The following is a 24,200-nucleotide window of genomic DNA, read 5'->3' on the forward strand; positions in this document are numbered from 1 at the left end:
GTTCGATATGTGTTCCGCAACCACTTAATTTCCGGTGAACATGGGGAGGGATTTGGCAGCAGGTGTCGCGCGCGGCCTCACTCCGGCAGCCGCAAGAACTCGCAAGGCGCCCCCTTCGGGGCGGCGGCGGCAAACGGCGGACGTATCACAAGTGCCCGTGCCGCAGCGAGATTTCCAAGCAGCGACGAGTCCTGCTGATTGACGGGCACAGCCGTCGGCGTGCCGTCGGCGCGCTCCTCGAGGCGGGCGCGCAAATAGTCTTCGCGCTGGTCGTTGGCGCCAAGATCGCGGCCGAGCAGGGCGGTCTCGCGCGTGTGATGGATGCTCTTGCGGCCCGAGAGCGCGCGAATCAACGGCACCAGAAACAGGTAAGCGCAGACGTAGGACGAGACCGGATTGCCGGGCAGGCCGATCACCCGCATCCCGCCGAGCCGTCCGTGCATCATCGGCTTGCCCGGGCGCATCGCGATCCGCCAGAACGCCATGGTGACGCCCTCGGCCTCCAGCGACTGCTTGACGAGGTCATGGTCGCCGACCGAGGCGCCGCCCGTGGTGATCAGGATATCGGCGCCGGAATCGCGGGCGCGGCGGATGCCTTGCGTGGTGGCGGCAACCGTGTCGGCGGCAATCCCGAGGTCGACGGTCTCGGCGCCCTCGGCGCGCGCCAGCGCGCGCAGCGCATAGCCGTTGGAATAAACGATCTGCCCGGGGCCGGGGATGTTGCCCGGCATCACCAGCTCGTCGCCGGTAGCGAGCACGGCGACCTTCGGGCGGCGGCGGACTGCAAGCTCCGGATAATTCATGCCGGCGGCGAGCGAGAGATCGCGGTCGGTGAGGCGGCTGCCGCCCGCAAGCAAAACGTCGCCCTCGCGGAAATCGACTCCGGCCGGGCGGATATGGCGCCCCATGACGGCGGCTTCGGTGATGCCGATGTGGTCGCCTTCGACGCTGGTGTCTTCCTGGATGATGACGGCATCGGCGCCGTCGGGAACGACGCCGCCGGTGAAAATCCGCACCGCTTCGCCGGCTGCGACAATTCGCTCGAACGGGCGGCCGGCGGCGACCTCGCCGATCACCTTCAGCCGTGCGGTGAGGTCACGGGCGTCGGCGGCGCGCACCGCATAGCCGTCCATCGCCGACATCGCCTGCGGCGGCTGGGTGCGGCGCGCGGCGACGTCGCGCGCCAGCACGCGATGATAGGCGGTATCGAGCGCGGCCATTTCCTCGGGCAACGGGTCGGCGCCCGCCAGAATGGCGGCAAGCGCGTCGGCAACCGGCATCAAGGCCACGGGCGAAACTCCCTCAAATTCCAGACTTAAATCCCGGGTGCGGTAATCCCGAGTGCGGTGAGTGCTTTTGCCACGTCATCCGTCGATGTCACGTGGACAGCAGCCAGGCCGCGCGCCCGCGCGCCCTCGATGTTGGCGGCGACGTCGTCGAAGAACAGGATTCGCGACGCCGGCACGCCGATCGCCTTTACCACATGATCATAGGCCTCGGCGTCGGGTTTTCTCAAGCCGATGGTCGAGGACAGGAATATCTCGCGGAAGTGGCCGAGCACGTCGGAATACGTTCTCGAGAAATGCGCGACGTGGGCCGGATTGGTATTGGAGAAGGCATAGAGCGGCATCCGTTTGGCGGCGTTTGCCAATAGCTGCGCGATGCCGGGCATCTCGCCGGCGAAGATCGCGTTCCAGCCCTCGAGAAACTGCTCGTCCGTGATGCCGATGCCAAGCGACGTGCGCAGGTTGTGGAAGAACGCGGCGTCGTCGATCCTTCCGACCTCGTGGTGCCTGAAACTGTCATCGACGACAAAGCGGCTGGCAAGCTCCGCCGGCGTGCAGCCGGCATGACCAGCCCAGCTTGCCATGACCTTGTTGAGATCGATGTCGAGCACGACGCGCCCGATGTCGAACAGCAGCACGTCAGTGGAGTGGGGGGCGAGCGGGGCGGTCATGGCAGTCGTTTACAAAACTGGACCATTCCGGGCAACGCCGGGGTGGCGTCAAGGGCGTCAGCCCGAACAATCCGGCGCTTAAGCCGGCGCGCGACCTGTGCTAAGCGTTGGCAAATTTGAGGAGAGTGATCGCATGACAATCTTGAGCCGAGTCTTCAGCCGGGTTCCGGGCCTGGTCGCCCTGATCGCGTTGCTGGCAGTCGTCATGATTTTGCCCGCCTCGGCGCAGGACAACCACGTTCAGAGATACGGCGAGAAAGACACGGAAAAGTCCGCAACCGAAAAAGCCGCCGAAAAGGAGGCCCAGAAGGCTTACGAGCGGTCGCTGGGCAATATCCCCGCGCAAAAAAGCACCGACCCGTGGGGAATTGTGCGCAGCGACGATGCGCCAAAGGCCGCCAAGGCCGCACCGGCGAAACCCAAGGTCAAGAATGAGGCCGCCAAGACCGACGCGACAAAGTCGGCCGACAGCAAGACCGGCGCCGCCGCGAAATAACAGAGAAGACGCTCCCGGCCCTGTGCCGGGCAATGCTGTCACCCGCGGGGTCCGGGGCGTCGAGTTGCGCAACCGTATCGTGGTGCCGCCGATGCACCAATATTCGGCCATCAAGGGCTTTCCGACCGACTGGCACCTGATGAACGCCGGCAAGTTCGCCGCCGGCGGCGCTGGCCTCGTGGTGGTGGAATCGACCAAGGTCGAGCGGCGCGGCTGCGGCACCGTCGGGGATCTCGGCATCTGGGACGATGCCTTTGTCGAACCGCTCAGCCGTCTCGCCAAATTCATCAAGCAGCAGAACTCGGTCGCCGGTATCCAGCTCGGTCATTCCGGCCGCAAGGCGCGCGCAACGCGGCCGTGGGAAGGCGACCGGCCGCTGCAGCGCTCGCCCGATATCGAGGATTGGGATGCCTGGTCGCCGGTGGCGCCGAGCGCGATCGCCCATAGCGAGAAATGGCCGGTGCCGAAGGCGCTGGAACGCCATGAGGTCAAGGATCTCGTGCAGGCCTGGGGCCACGCGGCGCGGCGAGCGCATGAGGCCGGCTTCGACGTGCTGGAGCTGCACGGTGCCCATGGCTATCTCGTGCACCAGTTCCTGTCGGAGCGCTCCAACCAGCGCAGCGACGAATATGGCGGTTCCGAAGCCAACCGGATGCGCTTCATTACCGAAATCACCGAAGCGGTGCGGACGCACTGGCCCGATCACAAGCCGTTGTTCGTCCGCCTGTCGGTCGAGGACAATGCCGGGTGGGGACCGGAACAGAGCGCGCGGCTGGCGAAGACGCTGAAAGCCAAAGGCGTCGACGTCATCGACTGCTCATCGGGCGGCATCACCGAGATGGCCCCGATCCTGGGCAAGGAAATCAAGTACAGCTACCAGGTCCCGCTGTCGGAATACGTCAAGCGCCACGCCGATATTATGACCATGGCGGTCGGCCTCATCATCCATGGCGACCAGGCCGAGCAGATCCTGCGCGACAAGCAGGCCGATCTGATCGCGGTGGGCCGCGAAATCCTCAACAACCCGAACTGGCCGATGGACGCTGCGCTGAAGCTCGGCGTCGACGGGCCGTTCCGCAACGTGCCGCCGCAGTTCGGCTATTGGCTCGGCACCCGCGCCAAGCGCGGTTTTGGTACCCAGCCCTCGACCTGGCAGAACGGGTTGCAGGAGGCGGGCAAGGCGATCCCGTAATCCCGCAGGATGGGTTGAGCGTAGCGATACCCATCACTTTCCGTCGACGCAAAATTGATGCGTTTCGCGAAGGGCTTAACCCTGTCCTGCGGCCTGAACGGATGCTGCTATCCGTCGAGGCCCGGCCGTCCGCCGGGACCTCCCAAAAGGTCCGTAATGGCCCGGTCATGAAGCGCCTTGATCCGACCAAAATGACGTTGTGTGCTCCGCCCGCCGGGTCAGGACGCCGATTCATGGGAATCGAGGCCGTTCATACCGAAAAGGACCGCTCGCGATGCGCAAGAACATTACCTTTCTGCTGGGCACGGCCACGGGCGTTTGCCTGACCCTTCTGGTCGCCGGACCCCAGCAACTGGCAACGGCGGCCAAGGCTGCGGTCGAGTCCGGCACCTATTCGAAACTCAATCTGTTCGGCGACGTGTTCGAGCGGGTCCGCTCCGACTATGTCGAGAAGCCCGACGACAGCAAGCTGATGGAGGGCGCCATCAACGGCATGATCTCCTCGCTCGATCCGCATTCGCGTTACATGAATGCGAAGGGCTGGAGCGACATGCAGGAGACCACGCATGGCGAGTTCGGCGGACTCGGCATCGAGGTCACGATGGAAGACGGCTTCGTCAAGGTGGTGACGCCGATCGACGATACGCCTGCCGCCAAGGCCGGCATCATGTCGGGCGACGTGATCACCCAGATCGACGACGACGCCATTCAGGGCCTCACGCTCGACCAGGCCGTGGCCAAGATGAAGGGCCCGGCCGACAGCAAGATCAAGCTGAAGATCGTACGCAAGGGCGCCGACGCGCCGGTCGACGTTGCGCTGGTGCGTGAAGTGATCCGGGTGAAGCCGGTGCGCTACCACACCGACGGCGGCGATGTCGGCTATATCAGGATCACCAGCTTCAACGAGCAGACCACCGACGGCCTGCACAAGGCGATCGCGGAAATCTCCAAGGAAATCCCGCAGGACAAGCTCGCGGGTTACGTCGTCGATCTACGCAACAATCCGGGCGGACTGCTCGATCAGGCGGTCTCGGTGGCGAGCACCTTCATGAACCGAGGCGAGGTGGTCTCGACCCGCGGCCGCACCCCGGAGGAAACCCAGCGCTTCACCGCGCGCGGCGGCGACCTCACCAAGGGCAAGCCGCTCGTCGTGCTGATCAACGGCGGATCGGCTTCCGCCTCCGAGATCGTGGCGGGCGCCTTGCACGACCACAAGCGCGCCACGCTGATCGGCACGCGTTCGTTCGGCAAGGGCTCGGTGCAGACCATCATTCCGCTGGGCTCGGGCAACGGCGCATTGGCGCTGACCACCGCGCGCTACTACACGCCGTCTGGACGTTCGATCCAGGCCCAAGGCGTCGTGCCCGACCTCGAAGTGCTTCAGGTGGTGCCGGACGAGTTGAAGACCCGCGCCGAACTGCAGGGTGAGGCGTCGATGCGCGGACATCTGGCGGCAGCCGAGGGCGCCGAGCAGACCGGTTCGCAATCCTACGTGCCGCCGTCTGAAAAGGACGACAAGGCGCTGACCGCCGCCTTCAACCAGCTCCGCGGCGTCACCGTGAACGCCAACGCGCCGACGGCGGCGAAGCGGCCGGTGCCGAACTAGGTCGTGAACCGATAAATCCGCAGGGCGGACGCTGCATCAAGGTCCGTCATGCCCCGATCACCTGCATGGCGGCGAAACGACGTTATGCGCTACAACCGGACGTCATTCGATCACTTCGTCGGCCCGCACCAGAAACGATTCCGGAATAATTAGTCCAAGCGCTTTTGCCGTTTTGAGGTTGACAACCAATTCGAACTTTGTCGGTTGCTGAATTGGCAAATCGCTCGGCCTTGTACCTTTTAGAATGCGATCGACATACCCGGCGGCGCGTTTGTACAGTTCGATGTTATCAAACCCGTAGGACACCAAGCCGCCCACCGTTGCGAAATACCGGAGTGGGTAAACCGCTGGCAGGCGGTGCAAAGCTGCGAGAGCAACAATCTCTACGCGATAAGTGGCAGTAAATGCATTAGGCAGCACGATCATGCCGCCATTCGCCTCTTTGGCAAACTCCCCCAGCCCGCGCTCTACCTCTGCGATTGTGCGCGCGCCAATCGGAACCATCTGCACACCCACCGAGCGGGCGAAGACTTCGCCTTCTCGCAGGTATCCGGCCGATGACGGATCGTCAGGGCTGTGAACCACCGCCACGCGCACGACCTCAGGAGCAATCTCCTTAACGGTCGCCAACCACTTCCCAGCCGTTGCATATTCAAAGCTTGTGAAGCCGGTGATATTGCCGCTCGGATGCGCGAGACTGGTAACCAGTCCACTACCTAGCGGCTCGACCACTTGAACAAAAACGATCGGAATGGATTGGGTCGCCCGCTGCATTGCCACGAACGCAACTGTAGTGACGGCCAGAATGATGTCCTGGTTGAGCTCAGCCAGCTCGGCCGCATAGGTCCGGGCGGCGTCCGCATCGCCTGCGGCCCAACGCACCTCAATTTGTGCGTTCGAGCCATCAGTCCAGCCCAACGCCTGAAGCCCCCGAAGAAAGGACGTGAGACGGGCTTGCCCCTCGGCATCGTTGGCGACCCCCATCAACACGCCGATGCGCTTCATCCGCCCGGGCTGCTGTGCGCCCACCCTGACGGGAAGGAGGGTTGCCGCGACAACACCGGTGATGAACTTGCGCCGTCGCATGGAGTCCTCGGATGAAACGCCTCATCAAGGTCCAGAGCCTAGCATTTTGCTATAGGACAGCCGGTAATAATGGGCAAGCAATCGGACCCGCACGCTGGAACCTAAGTCCGCTCCGGGGCAATCGCTACCGGGACGAACCGGCGGCCTGCGCCCTCTGATTTCGAGGGTGAGGTTTTCTTTCAAGCCTCGGGCGGATCACGCCGCGAGAATGGTTTCCGCTGTCATCGTCCGCCTTGTGCGCGATTGCGCACTGGGGCGGACGATCAAGTATTCCAGAGACGGCAGTGATGGAATCGATGAGCCGCGGCGTACTGGATCCCCCGCATGCAAGGGGGACGACAGTCGTGTGTGAGGAGATGGATTGCTGCCGCCTTCGCTCGCAATGACGATCATGCTCGACGCGACCTCAAGCGCTGCGTGCGACCGGCTTGCGCTTGCGGGCCGGACGCGCGGCCAAAGGGTCTTGCCGGTGCGTCGTCAGCAATGGCCTGATGTCGGCCGCGGGCTTCGGCGGACTGAACAGGTAGCCCTGCATTTCCGAACAACCGAGCGCACGCAGCAATTCGCGCTGCTGTTCGGTCTCGACGCCTTCGGCCGTTGTCGTCATGCGGCGGTCGGCGGCGATGTTGACCACGGCCTGGACGATCGAGGACGAGCCTTCCGGCGACGCGAGGTCGGTGACGAAGCAGCGGTCGATCTTGATCTTGTCGAACGGAAAACGCTGCAGATAGCTCAGCGAGGAATAGCCGGTGCCGAAATCGTCGAGCGCGATCCGCACGCCGATGTCGCGAAGCTGGTGCAGGATGGCAAGCGCGGCATCATCGTCGCGGATCAGCACGGCTTCGGTGATTTCGAGTTCCAGCCGGCTGGCGGCAAGGCCCGATGCGGCCAGTGCGGTGATGACCTTCAGCGCCAGCGTGCCGCTCTTGAACTGCACCGGCGAGACGTTGACCGCGAGCTTGACATGGTCGGGCCAGGTCGCGGCCTCGCGGCAGGCGGTGGTCAGCACCCATTCGCCGAGCTGGTTGATGAGGCCGGTTTCCTCGGCGATCGGGATGAAATCGGCCGGCGAGATCATGCCGCGCTGCGGATGGCGCCAGCGCAGCAGCGCCTCGCAGCCGGTAATGCTGTTGTCCTGCAGGCTGAGGCAGGGCTGGTAGTAGACCTCGAAGCCGCCATCCGTGATCGCCTGGCGCAGGTCGGTTTCCAGGACGCGGCGGGCGCGGACCTCGGCTTCCATGGCAGGTTCGAAGAAACGGGAGGTGCGGCGGCCGGCGGCCTTGGCTGCGTACATCGCCAGATCGGCATTCTTGAGGATCTGATCGAGATCGGATCCGTCCTGCGGCGCCAGCGCGATGCCGATAGAGGCGTCGGTGGTCACCTGATGGCCGAGGCATTCATAGGGCGTACGGATCGTCTCGAAGATGCGGTTGACGAGTTCGCTGACGTCGGCGGCGCTCTTGACGCCGGTCTGAACGATGGCGAACTCGTCGCCGCCGAGCCTCGCCACGAAATCGGTTTCGCGCACGCAGGCGCCGAGGCTGACCGCCACCGATTTCAGCAGTTCGTCGCCGATCATGTGTCCGAGCGAGTCGTTGACGCTCTTGAATTCGTCGATGTCGATATAGAGCACGGCCAGTTGCTGGCCGGGCGCGGCATGCGGCAGTTCGCGCTTGAGCTGTTCGTGGAACAGCGCGCGGTTCGGCAGGTCGGTCAGCGCGTCGTAATGGGCGAGGTGGGTGATGCGTTCCTCGGCGCGCCGGCGCTCGGTCACGTCTTCATGGGTCACCACCCAGCCGCCGTCCGCGAGCGGCTCGTTGACGACCTGGATCGAGCGCCCGTCGGGCGTGGCGATGACCATCACGTTCCGGTGCGCGACGTCGCGCAGCACCAGCCGGACATAACGGTCGACATCGCCGTCAAAGGAGCCGGTCTGCTCGCGGTGGGCGATGACGTCGTGGAAACTGCAGCCCGGCTTGATGACCTCGGCCGACAGGCCGTACATCTCGATATAGCGCTGGTTGCAGATGACGAGCCGCTGGGCTGAATCGAACAGCAGCAGGCCTTGCGTCATGTTGTTGACGGCGGTGTCGAGACGCTGCTTTTCCAGCGTCAACCGCTGCTGCGACGCACGGTGTTGCTGCGAAAGCTTGCGCACCGCCAGAAACAGCAGCGCCGATATGGCCAGCACCGAGAGGCCTGCCACCACGATCAGCATGGTGATCTGCTCGCGCCAGTCTGCGAGGGCCGCGGCGGTCGTCGTCGCCGCGACGATCACAATTGGAAAGTTCGTCAGCGCGCGCGAGGAAATCAGCCGGTCCTTGCCGTCGATCGGACTGGTGAGGCGGGACGTGCTGTGGGGCAGATCGAACACCTGCAGCTGGCTGGCCGCGCCGGCCTTGAAGTTCTTGCCGATCATCTCGTCGACATGGGGATAGCGGGCAAGCAGCGTGCCGTCGCGGTGGTGCATGGCTATGGCCGCACCGCTTCCGAGCGCCACGCTCGCGAAGAATTTTTCGAAATTGACCGGTTCGATGCCGCGCCCGATGACGCCGAGGAACTCGCCGTTGGGAGCGCTGACCTTGCGGGCGATCACTGTGGTCCAGACGCCGGTGATGCGGCTGTAGACCGGCTCGATCAGCATGGCGGGCGATTGCGGGTCGGACTTGAAGGTCTTGAAGTAGGACCGGTCCGCGACGCTGACCGCGGGCACCGGCCAGGCGGCCGAGGCGTTGATCAGTCTGCCGTCGGCGTCGAAGACGTTGACGCCGCCGACATAGGACAGCGCATCCATCTTGGACTTGAGCATCAGGTGGATTTCCTGGCTCGACATCCGGCGCTGGTAGTTCTCCGCGGTAGCGATACCGCTGGCCCGCATGAAGGTGATGAGGTCCTTCTGGACGACCTCGAAGTCTTCGAGCTGCTGGTCGAAATGGCGGGCCAGCAGCAGCACGGTATTTTCCAGTTCGCGCTCGCTGTTACGCAGCGCGCGCTCGCGAAAATTGCCTGCCATCAGGGTCGCGCCGATCGCAATCGCTGATATCAGCAGGATGCCGCCCAGGATCAGCCAGCGGATCGGGCCGCCGCGGAAGGCGGCAGCAATCTTGAAAGAACTTATGCCGGTCGAATCCATCGAAAGGGTCGCTGTCTGGAGGGAACTCCGGCAGCAGAGTTCTCTCAGCGTCCGGCCCGTCATCAACGTAGCGCGGCGAGATGGAGTTGACGTTAGCAAGTCTGGTTAATGAAACGTTATCCCGGTTGCCGCTGTGGCTTTGCGGCCCGCCTGCCATACAGGACCAGCGTCGTCACTGCACGCGGGGCGTGGATGCGCGCGATCGCTTCCTGACGACGCCGGCCGTTGGGTCGGCGCCGGCGATAGCGTTGCCCTGGCTGAGGCGGCGCTGATAGTCGCCGGTGTAGGGATTGCCCGGTCCCTTGTTCTGGCAATTGGCGTTTGGATAGAAGAACGCACAGTAGCCGGGCTCGGAGATAACCTGCTGTGCCGTCGCGGGTCCGGCGATCACGGCTAACGCGGCGGCGACGCTGAGAAGCCTGCAAGTAGACATCGGATTTCTCCTCGTGAAGGTCCACAAGAGACAACAACCCCGCCGGCGCGTGCGGCATTCCGCGCTGCGCCGGTCACACAACCGTTACAAGGCTACTTGGCTCGCGCGGCCGTAGCGCTCGCCTGCGTCTTTTTCTTCTTCGCGGCCTTTTTCGGCGCTGTAGGGGACGGAGGTGCCGCTTCCTCCGGCTTGCTCTCCGCGGCAGGGGCGGTGACCTGCGGCGTCGCCGGCCCGATGCTATTGCAATCGGCGTTTGGGTAGAACTGGGCGCAATAGCCCGGTTCGGGGTTGGCAGCCTGCGCCCGCGCTTCCGCCACCATCGCAACCGATAGCACCGTGAGCGCGCAGAAAAGGGTCAATCGGGTCATATTGCGTTTCCTTGCCTTCTTAGTCTGCCGCGCCGTTTATTCGCCGGCGCGGTAATGCCCGGACTTGCCGCCCTTTTTCTCGACGAGGTGAATACCCTCGATGCGGACGCCGCGTTCGACCGCCTTGATCATGTCGTAGATCGTGAGACAGGCGACCGATACCGCGGTCAGTGCCTCCATCTCGACGCCGGTAGGCCCGGTGACCTTCACGGTGGCGCGGACGATGCAGCCGGGCAGCTTGTTGTCGGGCGTGATGTCGAGCGTCACCTTCGACAGCGCCAGCGGATGGCACAGCGGGATCAGGTCCGAGGTGCGCTTCGCCGCCATGATGCCGGCGATGCGGGCGGTGCCGAGCACGTCGCCCTTCTTGGCGTTGCCGGAAACGATCAGGTCCAGCGTCGCCTTGCGCATGACGACGCGGCCTTCGGCGACCGCAATGCGTTCGGTTGCCGGCTTGGCCGAGACGTCGACCATTCGCGCTTCGCCCGAGGCGTCGATATGAGTGAGGGTGGTGCCGCCTTTGGAAGGGTCACCTCTGGAAGGCTTGCGTGCCATCGTCTAGCGGGTTCCGGTGGCGCGGGGCGTGTCGGTGCGGGCCAGCAGCGCACGGGTTGCCGCCGTCACGTCGGCCTGCCGCATCAGGCTTTCGCCGACCAGGAAGGTCGACATCCCCACGCGCGCGAGTCGGGCGAGGTCGGCCGGGGCAAAGATACCGCTCTCGCCGACCATCAGCCGGTCTTTCGGGATCAGCGGCGCCAGCGCCTCGCTGGTCGACAGCGTGGTCTCGAAGGTGCGGAGGTTGCGGTTGTTGACGCCGATCATCGGCGAACGAAGTTTCAGGGCGCGATCGAGTTCAGCGCGGTCGTGGACTTCGATCAGCACGTCCATGCCAAGCTCAATCGTCGCGTCCTCGATATCCCTGGCCACGGCATCGTCGAGCGCTGCCATGATGATCAGGATGCAGTCGGCGCCGTGGGCGCGGGCTTCCACCACCTGATAGGTGTCGAACATGAAATCCTTGCGCAGCACCGGCAGATGGGTCGCCGCGCGGGCCGCCACCATGAAGTCGAGATGGCCCTGGAACGAAGGCGTGTCTGTCAGCACCGACAGGCAGGCCGCGCCGCCGGCTTCATAAGCTTTGGCCAGCACCGGCGGATCGAAATCGGCCCGGATCAGCCCCTTCGAGGGCGAAGCCTTCTTCACTTCCGCGATCAGCGCATAGTCGCCGCGCGCGAGTTTTTCGCGAATCGCGCGCACGAAACCGCGCGGCGGCGAGGCGGTTTTGGCACGTGCCTCGACCTCGGCCAGCGGATGCGCGCGCTTGGCGGCGGCGATTTCCTCGCGCTTGTACGTCTCGATCTTGGTGAGGATATCGGACATGTCAGGCGCTCCCGCGGTCAGCCGTTGGAAACCGCGATCAGGTGTTTGAGCCGTGCCGCCGCGGCACCGCTGTCGAGCGACGTGGTGCCGAGCGCCACGCCTTCCTTCAAATCCTTGGCGCGGCCGGCGACGATCAGCGCCGCCGCGGCGTTCAACAGAGCGACGTCCCGATATGCGCTCGGCTTGCCGTTGAGCACGCCTTGCAGCGCTACCGCGTTGGCATCGGCGTCGCCGCCCTTGAGGCCGTCGCCGCCGGCGCGAGCAAGGCCTGCGTCCTCCGGTGTCACCTCGAAGGTGCGGATGTTGCCGTTCTCGAGGCTCGCTACGAAACTCGGGCCGGTGAGGGTGATCTCGTCGAGCCCGTCGGAGCCATGCACCACCCAGACGGATTCGGAGCCGAGATTCTTCAGCACCTGCGCCAGCGGCTGCACCCAGTGCCGGGAGAACACGCCGACCATCTGCCGTTTGACGCCGGCCGGATTGGAGAGCGGCCCGAGCAGGTTGAAGATGGTGCGGGTGGCGAGTTCGACCCGGGTCGGACCGACGTTTTTCATGGCGGGGTGATGTGAGGGCGCAAACATGAAGCCGATGCCGGCCTCCCGCACGCAGTGGCCGACCTGTTCCGGCGTCAGGTCGATCTTGACGCCGAGCGAGGCCAGCACGTCGGCGGCGCCCGAGCGCGACGACAGCGCGCGGTTGCCGTGCTTGGCGACCGGCACGCCGGCGCCCGCGACGATGAAGGAAGCGCAGGTCGAGACGTTGACCGAGCCGGAGCCGTCGCCGCCGGTGCCGACCACGTCGACGGCGTTCGCGGGCGCCGTGACCCGCAGCATCTTGCCGCGCATCGCCGACACCGCACCGGTGATCTCGTCGACGGTTTCGCCGCGCACCCTGAGCGCCATCAGCAATCCGCCCATCTGCGAGGGCGTCGCCTCGCCGGACATCATGCTGTCGAAGGCGGATGCCGCTTCGTCACGCGACAGCGTCGCGCCGGTGGCAACTTTTCCGATGATAGATTTGAAGTCGTCCATCACGTGCTTTCAGGCAAATGCTTTCGGGCAAGTTCTTGCAGCATTGCGTCAGTTGTTGGCGCCCGTCACCTGCGCGAAGGCGGCCTGATTGATGGTGGTGCCGATTTCAGATTCGATCTTGGTGACGTATTGCGCGACCTGTTCGTCGGTCAGTCCGCGCTGCAACGTCTCCTTGAGCTTCTTCATCTCGTCGGAATTCGCATCGACCTGCGGCACGCTGACATCGGTGACGCGGAACACGATCCACGCGCTGCCCCCGGCGTCAGGCGTCTGCCCGACGCCGTCCTTGGGCGTGCGGAAGGCGGCTGTGACGACAGAGGAGGGCACGCCGGTCGGCGAGGCGTCGCGGCGGAAACCCGTGGCGGTCTCGACCTTGGTTCCGATCGCGCTTGCCTCTGCGGCCAGCGTGGCGCCTTGCTCGAGCTTTTGCACGATCTCGGTCGCCTTCGCCCGCAGCTTTTCCGAGATCTGGTCTTCGCGCCATTTCGCTTCGACCTGGTCCTTGACCTCGTCGAGGCTGCGCTCGCGCGAGGGCGTGACGCCGAGCACGTCGTACCAGACATAGCCGCCGCGGAACTGGATCGGGTCGTTGTCGACGCCGATGTCGCTGTTGAAGGCCTGCGAGACCACGTCGAGACCCTGGGGAATATTGGCCACAGGCTGTCCGGTCGGCAGACGGCCCGAGCGATCGACGGCGTCGATCGTCACGGCGGTCAGCCCGAGCTTCTGCGCGGCTTCCACCACGTTGGAGCCGCCGCTGCGCTCGTCTTCCATCTTGTTCTGGATTTCGGCGACCTTGACGCGCGCGCGCTCGGTCGCGAGTTCCTTCTTCACCTGGGCCGCCACACTCTCATAGGTCGGCGTGACGCCCGGTTCGATCTTGCCGATCTTGACCAGCGCCACACCGAACCGGCCCTGCACCGGCTGGCTCACTTCGCCACTGGGCAGCGCGAACGCAGCGTCGGCAATGGCGGGATCGATGATCGCGGATTTCGTGATCAGGCCGAGGTCGACGTCGGACAGATTGAGGTTGCGCTCCTTGGCGAGATCGTCGAACGACAACCCGCCGGTGATGCGGCTGCGTGCTGCCAGCGCTTCGTCGGCATTGGGAAACACGATCTGCGACACTTCGCGCTTCTCCGGCGTGCCGATCTTGTCGCGACGCTGCTCGAAGACCTTCTTCGCATCCTCGTCGGAGACGTCGCTCCATTTGCCGATCTCTTCGGGATTGATCACGACAAAAGCCAGCTTGCGATATTCGGGCGCGCGGAACTGGGTCTTGTGGTCCTCGAAATAGGCGGCCAGCGTCTCGGGCGAGGGCGCCTCGATGGTGCCGGCCTGCGCGGCATCGAGCTTGAGATAGTCGATCGAACGCTGCTCGTTCTGGAAACGGGTCAGTGCATCCATCATCAGCTTCGGCGGCTCAAGGCCTGCGGAAATCGTACCCGCGATCTGGCGCCGCAGCCCGACGCGCCGCTGTTCGGCGAGATAGCGCTGCTCGGTGTAGCCGAACTGCCGGATCGCGGCCTGGAACCGCGCCGGCTCGAAGGTGCCGCCCAGCCCCTTGAAGTTGGGGTCGGCATAGATCGTCCGCATGGTTTCGGCCTCGGACTGGCCGAGCCCCATGCGCCGGGCTTCCTCGTCGAGGGCAGCTTCAGCGATGGTCTGCTGCAGCACCTGACGGTCAAGCCCGAAGGCGCGGGCCTGGTCCATGGTCAGGGGACGGCCGAAACTGCGGCCAAGCTGCTGCAGCTTGTCGGTGTAGATCTGGCGGAACTGCTCGGTCGAAATCTCGGTCTTGCCGATCTTGGCCAGGGAGGACTGTCCGAATCCCTTGAAGATGTCGGCGATGCCCCAGACCCCGAAACTGACGATCAAAACGCCCATGACGACGCTCATGATCGCCTTGCCGAGCCAGTTTGATGAGGCCTTGCGTATTCCTCGAAGCATGGGTCCGTCTTCTATCTAGAAATTAAGGGGCTGATTTTATTCGCTTTTTCGGTTTCCCGCCCGCACCTCAGCCATAAGTGCGGGAATAGATGTTCTATTTTCAGTCTCGGCACGGTCTAACTTGCCGATAGCCCCCGCGGCAAGCCTGCCTCGGTGCGCGCTTTTGGCATATTGAGGGTTGCGATCCGTCCCCCTGACCCGCCAAAGATTGCCTTGAACGCGCGCTCCGTAGCGCCATTTTCGGCCCCCCGGGTCGCAGCGGCCTTGCGCGTGCGGGAAGTCTTCTCAGCCACGCCGCCAACCGCTGATGCGTCAGCAGCCGCCCACGGGTTCTCTTCCCGAACAGTCCAGGAAGCAGGAGCCCACGCACTCGCGTGCCGTCCCACGAAATCGCGCGATGGAGTTTGATACGCCAAGGATGCCATTTTCCACTCTCGCCGTGGTTCTGACGCGACCTGCGTCCGGAACAGTGACGTCGACCTGAGCTTGAGCCGAGGTAGCGCACAGTACGGCCATGATTGCGAGGCAACGGAAAGCAAGTCTCAAAGCTTCCTCCTCGAATTTTCCTGCCGAGACGTATCGTAGACTGGGCATCCGATTAGTGCGAGATTTCGCTACCTTGACCATTCCGAGGCGCCGGGATTGCCTCGCTTATCCAATTTCGTCGGTGTCGCCGTGGAAAAAAAAGCAATCGCACTCAATGCCGTTCCCGCCTGGCCCGGTATCAAGGATGATTTTATCCTTCGCTACGAAGGGCACGAGATTGGCCGCATCCGACGGCTTGCAGGTGTTTGGGAATGGGCCATCACCATTCCCATGGCGATGCCGACATGGGCGCAAGGAAGCACCGACAATCTTGAGGACTGCAAGAAGGCGTTCGCAACCGCCTGGGGACGGATTATGAGTACGACCAACCCGGAGCGGCTCAATCGGGCCTGGGAACTGGAGCGCGCCGTCGAGGCAAGGCGACAGCGGATCGACGCGACCTCGCAAGGTGGTAAGATAGAGCCCGGTTCAGGCGACCGTTGATCACCACCCCCTAACCGTCAGTGAGTTGTCGATGGCGACTTTCATTTCGTTGGTGAGAGGCGACGCCAGCTCGGGATACACGGCGTCCGTTCCGGACTTTTCCGGATTCGCGGTGCAGGCGACGACCCTGGATCATGTTTTGGCCAAAGTGCGCGAAGCGCTTGCCGCGCACATCGAGCGCCTGCTTGCGAACAACGAAACCGTCCCCGTTCCGACGTCCGTCGACGCGATCAAATGCGATGAGGCATTGCTGCTGTTTGCCGTTGAGATGCCGGACGATATCGGCGCCGTGCGTGTTGATCTGCCCATTCCGGCGCTGGCGCTCGCCCGAATAGATTCCTTTGCCGGCCGCAACGGTCTCACGCGCGCTTCGTTGTTCGTCAGCGCCGTCGATCGCTGGATCGTTCAAGAGACCTCGCCGCGCCAGGGGATGCGCGAGAGGTCAACCGGGCCGACCCTGTTCGACTTTATTACTCCGCCCGAACTCAAAATGGAGACGGTGACAACGAATATCGATCGGCCCGGTGAAACCGCAGTCGAACGGAGCGAGGTCAATCCCGCTGACGATATCGACGTGAAACGCAGCGTCGACAATATTACCCAGGAGCTGGAGCGTTTGCTGGAGGAGAGTTCGCATCAGCAGCCAGCGTCGGGTGGCAAAAAAGACGACTAGGACATTCGGCAGAACTTCATCTGGAACTGGCCGCATGCCTCTGCTAGCGCATCCCTGATGCTGACATTTGCGAGAATTTTGACATGACCGACGCCATCCGGCCGCTGATCGCGGGCAACTGGAAAATGAACGGCCTGAAATCGGCCCTCGCCGAATTCGATGCCATGGTCGCAGGCGCCGCGGGTTTGGCCGCCAAGGCCGATTTGCTGGTCTGCCCGCCGGCGACCTTGATCGCAGGCTTCGCCGATAGAGCGCGGGGCTCCAAACTCGCCGTTGGTGCCCAGGATTGCCACCCGAAAGCCTCCGGCGCCCATACGGGCGATCTCTCGGCGGAAATGCTGGCGGATGCGGGCGCCGGCGCCATCATTGTCGGCCATTCCGAGCGGCGCGCCGACCACGGCGAAACCGATGCGCTGGTGCGCCAGAAGGCCGAAGCCGCCTGGCGAGCCGGGCTAACCGCCATCGTCTGCATCGGCGAGACCCAAAAGCAGCGCGATGCCGGGCAAACCTTGGACGTCTGCGGCGGCCAGCTCGCGGGATCGCTGCCTGATGGTGCGACCTCGGCCAATCTGGTGGTGGCCTATGAGCCGGTCTGGGCGATCGGGACCGGGCTGACGCCAACAACCGGAGATGTCGAGCAAGTTCATCGGTTTATCCGGGGAGTGCTCACCGATCGATTTAAGGCCGAAGGCGGCAAGGTCCGCATTCTCTATGGCGGTTCGGTCAAACCCTCGAACGCCGCGGAGCTGATGGCGGTGGCCAACGTCAATGGCGCCCTGGTCGGCGGCGCCAGCCTGAAGGCTGCGGATTTCCTGGCGATCGCGGCGGGCTGCTAGGCCGTCGCCCGCTCGTTCAGCCGCTTCCAGTAGATCAACGTGCCGGTGAGGCCGCCATGCGGCTTCAGCGCGTAATCCGGAATGACCCCGGTCAACTGGAATCCCAACCGCTCGTATAATCCGGCGGCGCCTTCATCCTGGGCGGTATCGAGCACCAGGAGCCAGCGACCGCGTTCGAGCGCGATGCGCTCGGCTGCGCGCAGCAACGCCGTCGCGACGCCGCGATGGCGGTGACTGAGGCGTGTCATCATCTTGGCAATCTCGGCGCGATGCGGCTGGTTCGGCGGCAGGTTGAGCAACAGCGTGACGGTGCCGATCAGATGATCGCCGTCAAAAGCGCCGAGCACGATCCTTTCGCCGCGTGCCGCCGCGCGGAGCGAGTCGTGCCAGAACGCCTCGGCAGCTTGCAACGGCATCGGGTGCATGAAGCTGACCGAACCGCCATGCGCGACCGTCTCCACCAGTATTTCGCTCAATGCCGCAATCGTGTCCGGCGAAGCCGTGAGGGGTACAATTTGGATCGGCGGCATGGTGTCAGCTCCGGGCGAGGGCAACGACGTAGACACAAGGTGCCGAGGTCTCGTTGGCAAAGGTGGTTTCCGCGGGCGGGCCAAAACCGAGGCAGTCGCCGGTACCAAGTTCATGCCGCTCGCCGGCCTCGATGATGACCAGCGCGCCTGACAGTACCCACAGGGTTTGGCGGATACGGGCATAGGATGAAGCTGGCAGTGTTACCTGCTGCTTTGCCGGCATTTCGACCCTGACGATCTCGATCGGGTTATCGGGACGGCTGAACACCTGCCGGCGCAGGTAGCCGGTCTCGGGATCGCGCCACACTTGTTGGTCGGCCGCCCGCGAAAGGCGCTCGCCCTGGCCCTCGGCGCGCAGCATCAGACCCGCCAGCGTCAGGTCGAAGGCGCTCGCCAGCCGCACCAGCACGACGGCGGTCGGGCTGACCTCGGCGCGCTCGATCTTGCTGATGGTGGCCTTCGAGACACCCGAGCGTTCGGCGAGATCGGCCAGGGACCAGCCGCGGCTGTCGCGCTCAAGCCGCAGCCGGTGGGCGAGGCGGTTACTGAGGTTGTCTATAATAGTATTCATATGTCTATTATAAGAGAAATTCGGATGGCCTCAAGCCTGAATTGAACGGATCAGGCTGGGCCGAATTCCTTGTCCCCAAAGGTTGCGGCAATTATCTCCCGGCCAGCGGTTGGGGGTGACAATGCACCGTCCGATCGTGTAACACCGCGCAACTTCAGGAAAACCCGCAAGCCCCATATGCAGCCGAAGTCCGGCGCTGTCAGCTTGTGACGGAAGGTTAGAGATGCAGACCGTCATTATCGTCGTTCACCTCATGATCGTTTCCGTGCTGATCGGCGCGGTGCTGCTGCAGAAGTCCGAAGGCGGCGGCCTCGGCATGGGTGGCGGCGCCGGCTTCATGTCGAGCCGCGGTACCGCCAACCTGTTGAGCCGGACCACGGCGATCCTGGCGGGCCTGTTCTTTCTGACCAGCTTGGGATTGGCCTGGATAGCGGGCGTAGACCGCAAGCCAAGCTCGATTCTCGGTACCGCGCCGGCGACGCAATCGCAGCCCGGCGGCGCTTCGCCGATCACCCCGCCGACCAGCGGCGGCCTGCTGGATTCGCTGAAGAAGGTGGATGAACAGCAGGGCCAGCCGCCGGCACCGTCGGGTCCGCAGGCGCCGCGTTCGCAATAAAGCAGGGTGGCTATGCAGGACGGCGTCTACTGTCCTGCATCAGAACTTCCCATCAATGCTCTGATATCGCTTTAAATTTCACGTCACCCACAGCCCGGCAAAATGTTTGCCTTGGTATGCGATTCGTTTTTGCGAATCGGAGCAGTGGCCTTAAAGGTTGAGTCCCATGGCGCGGTACATATTCATCACCGGCGGCGTGGTTTCTTCGCTCGGAAAGGGTCTGGCTTCAGCGGCACTCGGTGCCCTGCTGCAGTCCCGCGGGTACAAGGTCCGTCTCCGAAAGCTCGACCCCTATCTCAACCTCGATCCCGGAACGATGTCGCCGTATCAGCACGGCGAAGTGTTCGTGACCGACGACGGCGCCGAGACCGATCTCGATCTCGGCCATTACGAGCGCTTCACCGGGCGTCCGGCCACCAAGGCCGACAACATCACCACCGGGCGTATCTATCAGGACATCATCACCAAGGAACGCCGCGGCGACTATCTCGGCGCGACCATTCAGGTCGTTCCGCACGTCACCAATGCGATCAAGGAATTCGTGCTTTCGGGCAACGAAGAATACGATTTCGTGCTGGTCGAAATCGGCGGCACCGTCGGCGACATCGAGGGCCTGCCGTTCTTTGAGGCGATCCGCCAGCTCAAGAACGAGCTGCCGCGCGAGCACGCCGTCTATATTCATCTGACGCTGCTGCCGTTCATTCCGAGCGCCGGCGAATTGAAGACCAAGCCGACCCAGCATTCGGTCAAGGAACTGCGTTCGATCGGTATCCAGCCGGACATCCTGCTGTGCCGCACCGACCGCGAAATCCCCAAGGAAGAGCGACGCAAGCTTGGCCTGTTCTGCAACGTGCGCGAAAGCGCCGTGATCGAGGCGAGGGACGTCGACAACATCTACGCGGTGCCGGAGGCCTATCACGCTGCCGGTCTCGACGACGAAGTGCTGGCCGCGTTCGGCATCACGCCGAAGATTCCGCCGGCGCTGCAGAGCTGGAACGTCATCAACGAGCGCGTGCGCAACCCCGAAGGCGCGGTGACGATTGCCATCGTCGGCAAGTACACCGGCATGAAGGACGCCTACAAATCGCTGATCGAGGCGCTGTCGCATGGCGGCATCGCCAACAAGGTGAAGGTCAATCTCGACTGGATCGAGAGCGAGGTATTCGAGCACGAGGATCCGGCGCCGTTCCTCGAACACGTCAACGGCATCCTGGTGCCCGGCGGCTTCGGCCAGCGCGGCGCCGAGGGCAAGATCCGCGCGGCACAGTTCGCCCGCGAGCGCAACGTGCCGTATTTCGGCATTTGCTTCGGCATGCAGATGGCTGTCATCGAAGCCGCGCGCAATCTGGTCGGCATCGAGGCCGCGAACTCGACCGAGTTCGGACCGACGAAAGAGCCGCTGGTCGGCCTGATGACGGAATGGCTGCGCGGCAACGAGCTCGAAAAGCGCTCGAAGGCCGGCGACCTCGGCGGCACCATGCGGCTCGGCGCCTATCCGGCGGCGCTGAACCGCGGCAGCCGGGTTTCGCAAGTCTATGGCGGCGCCACCGAGATTTCCGAACGCCATCGCCACCGCTACGAGGTCAACACCGCCTACAAGGACCGGCTCGAGCAGCACGGATTGCGCTTCTCCGGCCTGTCGCCCGACGGCGTGCTGCCGGAGATCGTCGAATACGAGGACCATCCCTGGTTCATCGGCGTGCAATTCCACCCCGAACTGAAGTCGCGGCCGTTCGAGCCGCATCCCCTGTTCGCGTCGTTCGTTCAGGCGGCGGTGGTGCAGTCGCGGCTGGTTTGATGCCGGCCGCGCGCAGCCTTTGACGAACGCGCCAATTGTTGCGACAAACCGCTCCCGTGACCTGCAAGAACAAATAAATTGAGGGAGTGCGTTCGATGATCTACGAGATGCGCGTCTATCGTTGCCTGCCGGGCCGTCTGCCGGCGCTGCTCAAGCGTTTCGAAAACACCACGCTAAAACTGTGGGAAAAGCACGGCATCAAGCAGGCCGGGTTCTTCACCACGCTGGTCGGCGAATCCCATCAGGAACTGACCTACCTGCTGGCGTGGGAATCGCTGGCCGACCGTGAAAAGAAATGGACCGCGTTTCAGAGCGATCCGGACTGGATCACCGCGCGCGCCAAGACCGAGGAAGACGGCCAGATCGTCGGCAATATCGTCAACCAGATGCTGGTGCCGACCGCGTTCTCGTCGGTGAAGTAACCGGCGGCGCAACCCTGATATTCAGGGGCTTTACGGGGTTGATCCTGATTGCGCGGACCGGCATGGTCCGCGCCTGAAAAGGAAAATACCTTGAACGCGAATCTCAAAGCAGCTCCGGTCGTCACCGTCGGTTCGGTCAAATTCGGCAACGATCTGCCGATTTCGATCATCGCCGGACCGTGCCAGCTCGAGAGCCGCGCGCATGCGCTTGAAGTGGCGGGCGCGCTGAAGGAAATCGCGGCGCGGCTCAAGATCGGCCTCGTCTACAAAACCTCGTTCGACAAGGCCAACCGCAGCAGCGGCACCGCCGCGCGCGGTATCGGGCTCACCCAGGCGCTGCCGATCTTTGCCGAGATCCGCTCCTCGCTGGGATTGCCTGTTCTCACCGACGTGCACGAGGCCTCACAATGCGCCGAGGTGGCGCAGGCGGTGGACGTGCTGCAGATCCCGGCCTTCCTGTGCCGGCAGACCGATCTCCTGCTCGCCGCGGCTGCGACCGGCAAGGTCGTCAACGTCAAGAAGGGGCAATTTCTGGCGCCGTGGGACATGGCGAATGTCGTCGCCAAGATCACGGGCGGCGGCAATCCGAACGTGCTGGTCACTGAACGCGGTGCGTCGTTCGGCTACAATACACTGGTGTCGGACATGCGTGCGCTGCCGATCCTGGCGCGCACCACCGGTGCGCCGGTCATTTTCGACGCCACCCATTCGGTGCAGCAGCCGGGCGGCAAGGGCACCTCATCCGGCGGCGAACGCGAATTCGTGCCGGTGCTGGCGCGTGCGGCGGTCGCGGTCGGCGTGGCCGGCGTCTTCATCGAAACCCATCCCGATCCCGACCGCGCGCCGTCAGACGGACCCAACATGGTGCCGCTGCGGGACTTCGAGGTGCTGATCAAAACCCTGATGGGGTTCGACGCGCTCGCCAAGAAGCCGTTGAGTTGATGACGCGGATACGATCGTGACCGCGTCGAGCCGCCTGCCGCCGGCGCTCAACATCATTACGCTCGCGACCTTTGCGGCCAGCCTGTCGGCGCGCGCCCTCGATCCGGTGCTGCCGCATGTCGCCGACGATTTTGGCGTCAGCATTGCGACCGCCGCCGCTTTCGCCTCCGTGTTCGCCTTCACGTTTGCGATCATCCAGCCGGTGCTTGGGGCTGCGGCCGATCTGTTCGGCAAGGCGCGGCTGATGGTGGTGTGCCTGATGCTGCTCGGCGTTGCCAACATCCTCGGCGCGATGTCGACGTCGTTCTGGCTACTGTTCGCATCGCGGATTTTGGCCGGTATCGGCTCCGGCGGGGTATTTCCGGTGGCGCTCAGCCTCACCAGCGATCTGGTCGGCCCCGAGAAACGTCAGATCGCGATCGGCCGCACGCTGATGGGGTCGATGACCGGCAACCTGCTCGGGGCATCGGTCTCGGGTTTGATCGGTGACTTTCTGGGCTGGCGCGGCGTGCTTGCCGTGCTCGGCGTGCTGGTCATTGTGGCTTCGGGCGCGGTTCTCATCGGCTTTCGCGGTGCCGCGCTGACACAGCCGCCCAAGACGAACCTGGCGGCGCTCCGCCACGGCTACCGCACGATCTTCGCCAATCCCAATGCGTTTTGTTATGCGGCGGTGTTCATCGAGGGCTGCTGCGTGCTCGGCCTGTTTCCCTACATCGCATCGTTCCTGTTCGATCTCGGCGAGACTTCGCTGTCGATCGCCGGTGTCGTGATCGCGGGCTTTGCCGTCGGCGGCCTGGTCTACACCCTGACGGTTTCGCGGTTGCTGCCGAAGATCGGCGTCAACGGCATGATGATCGCGGGTGCTGCGCTGGTCGGGCTGCAGCTCATGGCGGTCGCGGCGGGACCCGGATGGAAGCTGCAAACCCTAAGCCTGATCTTCATGGGCTGGGGTTTTTATATGATCCACGGCTGCCTGCAGGTGTTCGCCAGCGAGTTGTCGGTGGAGGCACGCGCGACCGCGCTGTCGCTGCATTCGTTTTTCTTCTTCATGGGCCAGACCATCGGGCCGATCGCCTACGGCTTCGGCATTCTGCACGCCGGCAAGACCCCGACCTTGCTCGTCGCCGCGACCATCATCATCGCGCTCGGCTTTGTCTGCGCGAAGCTGTTGCGCCAGACGCGGCCGGCGGACGCGGCGGCGAGGCCGGACGTCGAGCCGTAGAGAGCGCTACTTTCCGATCGCCTCTGCCAGCAGTGCCTGCGCCTGCTTGGTAGCTGCCGCGAAGGATGACTCTTTGGGTGCGCGCTGGCTGAAGCAGCGCGCGTAGGCCGCTTCGCTCTTTTCGCGGACATTTTCGTCCATCGGCTCGGCCTTCTTCTGGGCGATGCAGGCCGCAACCTTTACCTTTGGCGCAATCGATCCTTCGGCGACATAGACCTTGCCGTTGGCGATGGCGGCAACGATCACCTCATCCGCGGCATCGGGAATTTCGGATTGGGTCCGGCCTGCCAGCATGGCGTAGGCAAACGTGGCGCCGTAAGGTTTTGCGATCGGCAGCGAACTGAACTTAACGACCGCCGAGCCGTTTGAGATCGCCTGGGTGTAGAAGCTTTCGTCGCTGAGCGCCTTGGCCATCTGCTGGGGGACGTTCTTGATGTTCTGGCCCCACCAATCCTTATGGGCGCGCAGCCAGCGCTCGAATATCGTCTGTGTGGTAAGGACGATATGCGACTTCGGCTCGACGTATTTTTCGTCTTTGCCGGTGCTGCCCGCTTTCTGCCCCTTCTCGCCGAGGAGGGAGTCAAAGCGAAGGCCGTCAAGCGTGCCAAAATCCTCGTCGCCCTTGTAAAAACTTCCGAGATTGAGCTTGGCCGAGCCAAAACCCTGTCGATCGGGTTCGGTCAGGATAGCCTTCATCTGTGCGAGGAGATCGGTGGTGGCGGCCTCTTCGGCCTTGGTGGCCTCGTCGCCCTTGCTATCGTCGTACAGCTTCGAGATTGTCGCGATCGCTGCGTCGCGCGTAGCGATATAGCGATCCTCGGATGAAGCTGGCGCGGCATTGGCGTTCGAGAGCATCCCGAACAGGCCGAATGCGGCGGCAAGCCGGATGACGGCGGAGGCTGAATTTTTCATGTGCGGTGGTCGGAATG

At 63.9% G+C, this 24,200-nt stretch carries 24 protein-coding genes; 11 read left to right on the forward strand and 13 right to left on the reverse strand.

Features of this window, described 5'->3' with window-relative positions; genetic code table 11:
- Positions 1–77: 77 nt before the first annotated feature.
- On the reverse strand, positions 78–1,289 hold the full coding sequence (locus BLR13_RS35835) for a molybdopterin molybdotransferase MoeA (RefSeq protein WP_074830389.1): 1,212 nt from the start codon (positions 1,287–1,289) through the stop codon (positions 78–80).
- 26 nt (positions 1,290–1,315) lie between these two features.
- Positions 1,316–1,957, reverse strand: a complete 642-nt coding sequence (locus BLR13_RS35840; RefSeq protein WP_074830386.1) for an HAD-IA family hydrolase — start codon at positions 1,955–1,957, stop codon at positions 1,316–1,318.
- Between the two features lie 133 nt (positions 1,958–2,090).
- On the opposite strand from BLR13_RS35840, the gene BLR13_RS35845 reads away from it, so the two are divergent.
- The 3 genes from BLR13_RS35845 to BLR13_RS35855 all read left to right on the forward strand — a co-directional run bounded on the left by BLR13_RS35845 (position 2,091) and on the right by BLR13_RS35855 (position 5,251).
- Positions 2,091–2,453, forward strand: coding sequence for a hypothetical protein (locus BLR13_RS35845; RefSeq protein ID WP_079587290.1), 363 nt, complete (start codon positions 2,091–2,093; stop codon positions 2,451–2,453).
- A gap of 22 nt (positions 2,454–2,475) precedes the next feature.
- Positions 2,476–3,645 (forward strand): NADH:flavin oxidoreductase/NADH oxidase, encoded by a 1,170-nt coding sequence (locus BLR13_RS35850; protein WP_074830384.1) that lies wholly within the window; start codon positions 2,476–2,478, stop codon positions 3,643–3,645.
- Between the two features lie 274 nt (positions 3,646–3,919).
- Positions 3,920–5,251 (forward strand): S41 family peptidase, encoded by a 1,332-nt coding sequence (locus tag BLR13_RS35855; protein ID WP_074830381.1) that lies wholly within the window; start codon positions 3,920–3,922, stop codon positions 5,249–5,251.
- A 102-nt stretch (positions 5,252–5,353) separates the two neighbouring features.
- Here BLR13_RS35855 and BLR13_RS35860 read toward each other — a convergent pair whose 3' ends face one another.
- The 8 genes from BLR13_RS35860 to BLR13_RS35895 form a co-directional block, all read right to left on the reverse strand.
- Complete coding sequence (locus BLR13_RS35860) at positions 5,354–6,337, reverse strand: ABC transporter substrate-binding protein (RefSeq protein ID WP_074830379.1); 984 nt, start codon at positions 6,335–6,337, stop codon at positions 5,354–5,356.
- 406 nt (positions 6,338–6,743) lie between these two features.
- A complete protein-coding gene (locus tag BLR13_RS35865) occupies positions 6,744–9,470 on the reverse strand; it encodes a bifunctional diguanylate cyclase/phosphodiesterase (protein ID WP_074830375.1) in 2,727 nt (908 codons plus the stop codon).
- Between the two features lie 172 nt (positions 9,471–9,642).
- A complete protein-coding gene (locus tag BLR13_RS35870; RefSeq protein ID WP_074830372.1) occupies positions 9,643–9,903 on the reverse strand; it encodes a hypothetical protein in 261 nt (86 codons plus the stop codon).
- Between the two features lie 92 nt (positions 9,904–9,995).
- Positions 9,996–10,271: a hypothetical protein gene (locus tag BLR13_RS35875; RefSeq protein WP_074830369.1), complete on the reverse strand. Its 276-nt coding sequence runs from the start codon at positions 10,269–10,271 to the stop codon at positions 9,996–9,998.
- Positions 10,272–10,307: 36 nt separating this feature from the next.
- A complete protein-coding gene (moaC, locus tag BLR13_RS35880; protein WP_074830367.1) occupies positions 10,308–10,826 on the reverse strand; it encodes a cyclic pyranopterin monophosphate synthase MoaC in 519 nt (172 codons plus the stop codon).
- A 3-nt stretch (positions 10,827–10,829) separates the two neighbouring features.
- A complete protein-coding gene (trpC, locus tag BLR13_RS35885; RefSeq protein ID WP_074830364.1) occupies positions 10,830–11,651 on the reverse strand; it encodes an indole-3-glycerol phosphate synthase TrpC in 822 nt (273 codons plus the stop codon).
- A 17-nt stretch (positions 11,652–11,668) separates the two neighbouring features.
- Positions 11,669–12,682 carry an anthranilate phosphoribosyltransferase gene (gene trpD / locus BLR13_RS35890; protein WP_074830362.1) on the reverse strand — a complete coding sequence of 338 codons (1,014 nt, stop codon included), beginning with the start codon at positions 12,680–12,682 and terminating at the stop codon, positions 11,669–11,671.
- A 48-nt stretch (positions 12,683–12,730) separates the two neighbouring features.
- Entirely contained in the window at positions 12,731–14,632 is a 1,902-nt protein-coding gene (locus BLR13_RS35895; protein ID WP_074830359.1) for a peptidylprolyl isomerase, read from the reverse strand.
- 642 nt (positions 14,633–15,274) lie between these two features.
- Here BLR13_RS35895 and BLR13_RS35900 point away from each other — a divergent pair.
- The 3 genes from BLR13_RS35900 to tpiA all read left to right on the forward strand — a co-directional run bounded on the left by BLR13_RS35900 (position 15,275) and on the right by tpiA (position 17,170).
- Positions 15,275–15,661, forward strand: a complete 387-nt coding sequence (locus tag BLR13_RS35900) for a hypothetical protein (RefSeq protein WP_074830356.1) — start codon at positions 15,275–15,277, stop codon at positions 15,659–15,661.
- Positions 15,662–15,692: 31 nt separating this feature from the next.
- Positions 15,693–16,334, forward strand: a complete 642-nt coding sequence (locus tag BLR13_RS35905) for a type II toxin-antitoxin system HicB family antitoxin (protein WP_074830353.1) — start codon at positions 15,693–15,695, stop codon at positions 16,332–16,334.
- Between the two features lie 83 nt (positions 16,335–16,417).
- Positions 16,418–17,170, forward strand: a complete 753-nt coding sequence (gene tpiA, locus BLR13_RS35910; RefSeq protein WP_074830350.1) for a triose-phosphate isomerase — start codon at positions 16,418–16,420, stop codon at positions 17,168–17,170.
- On the opposite strand, the gene BLR13_RS35915 is transcribed toward tpiA, so the two are convergent.
- Both BLR13_RS35915 and BLR13_RS35920 read right to left on the reverse strand, forming a co-directional pair.
- The gene (locus tag BLR13_RS35915) at positions 17,167–17,700 is read right to left on the reverse strand and encodes a GNAT family N-acetyltransferase (RefSeq protein WP_074832371.1); all 534 of its coding nucleotides are present in this window, start codon (positions 17,698–17,700) and stop codon (positions 17,167–17,169) included. The genes tpiA and BLR13_RS35915 overlap by 4 nt on opposite strands.
- A 4-nt stretch (positions 17,701–17,704) precedes the next feature.
- Positions 17,705–18,271, reverse strand: coding sequence for a helix-turn-helix domain-containing protein (locus BLR13_RS35920; protein WP_074830348.1), 567 nt, complete (start codon positions 18,269–18,271; stop codon positions 17,705–17,707).
- 223 nt (positions 18,272–18,494) lie between these two features.
- Here BLR13_RS35920 and secG point away from each other — a divergent pair, with 223 nt between their 5' ends.
- The 5 genes from secG (at position 18,495) to BLR13_RS35945 (ending at position 23,271) form a co-directional block, all read left to right on the forward strand.
- Positions 18,495–18,887: a preprotein translocase subunit SecG gene (secG, locus tag BLR13_RS35925; protein WP_074830345.1), complete on the forward strand. Its 393-nt coding sequence runs from the start codon at positions 18,495–18,497 to the stop codon at positions 18,885–18,887.
- 166 nt (positions 18,888–19,053) lie between these two features.
- Positions 19,054–20,685 (forward strand): CTP synthase, encoded by a 1,632-nt coding sequence (locus tag BLR13_RS35930; RefSeq protein WP_074830342.1) that lies wholly within the window; start codon positions 19,054–19,056, stop codon positions 20,683–20,685.
- Positions 20,686–20,780: 95 nt separating this feature from the next.
- On the forward strand, positions 20,781–21,107 hold the full coding sequence (locus tag BLR13_RS35935; protein ID WP_074830339.1) for an NIPSNAP family protein: 327 nt from the start codon (positions 20,781–20,783) through the stop codon (positions 21,105–21,107).
- 90 nt (positions 21,108–21,197) lie between these two features.
- Positions 21,198–22,049: a 3-deoxy-8-phosphooctulonate synthase gene (gene kdsA, locus BLR13_RS35940; protein WP_074830336.1), complete on the forward strand. Its 852-nt coding sequence runs from the start codon at positions 21,198–21,200 to the stop codon at positions 22,047–22,049.
- 16 nt (positions 22,050–22,065) lie between these two features.
- Entirely contained in the window at positions 22,066–23,271 is a 1,206-nt protein-coding gene (locus tag BLR13_RS35945) for an MFS transporter (RefSeq protein WP_074830334.1), read from the forward strand.
- Positions 23,272–23,277: 6 nt separating this feature from the next.
- Here the strand turns inward: BLR13_RS35945 and BLR13_RS35950 are convergent, their stop codons facing one another.
- Positions 23,278–24,183, reverse strand: coding sequence for a hypothetical protein (locus tag BLR13_RS35950; protein ID WP_074830332.1), 906 nt, complete (start codon positions 24,181–24,183; stop codon positions 23,278–23,280).
- Positions 24,184–24,200 lie beyond the last annotated feature (17 nt).

Origin of the sequence: Bradyrhizobium ottawaense (genome assembly GCF_900099825.1) — a bacterium.
Classification (GTDB): Bacteria; Pseudomonadota; Alphaproteobacteria; order Rhizobiales; family Xanthobacteraceae; genus Bradyrhizobium; species Bradyrhizobium ottawaense_A.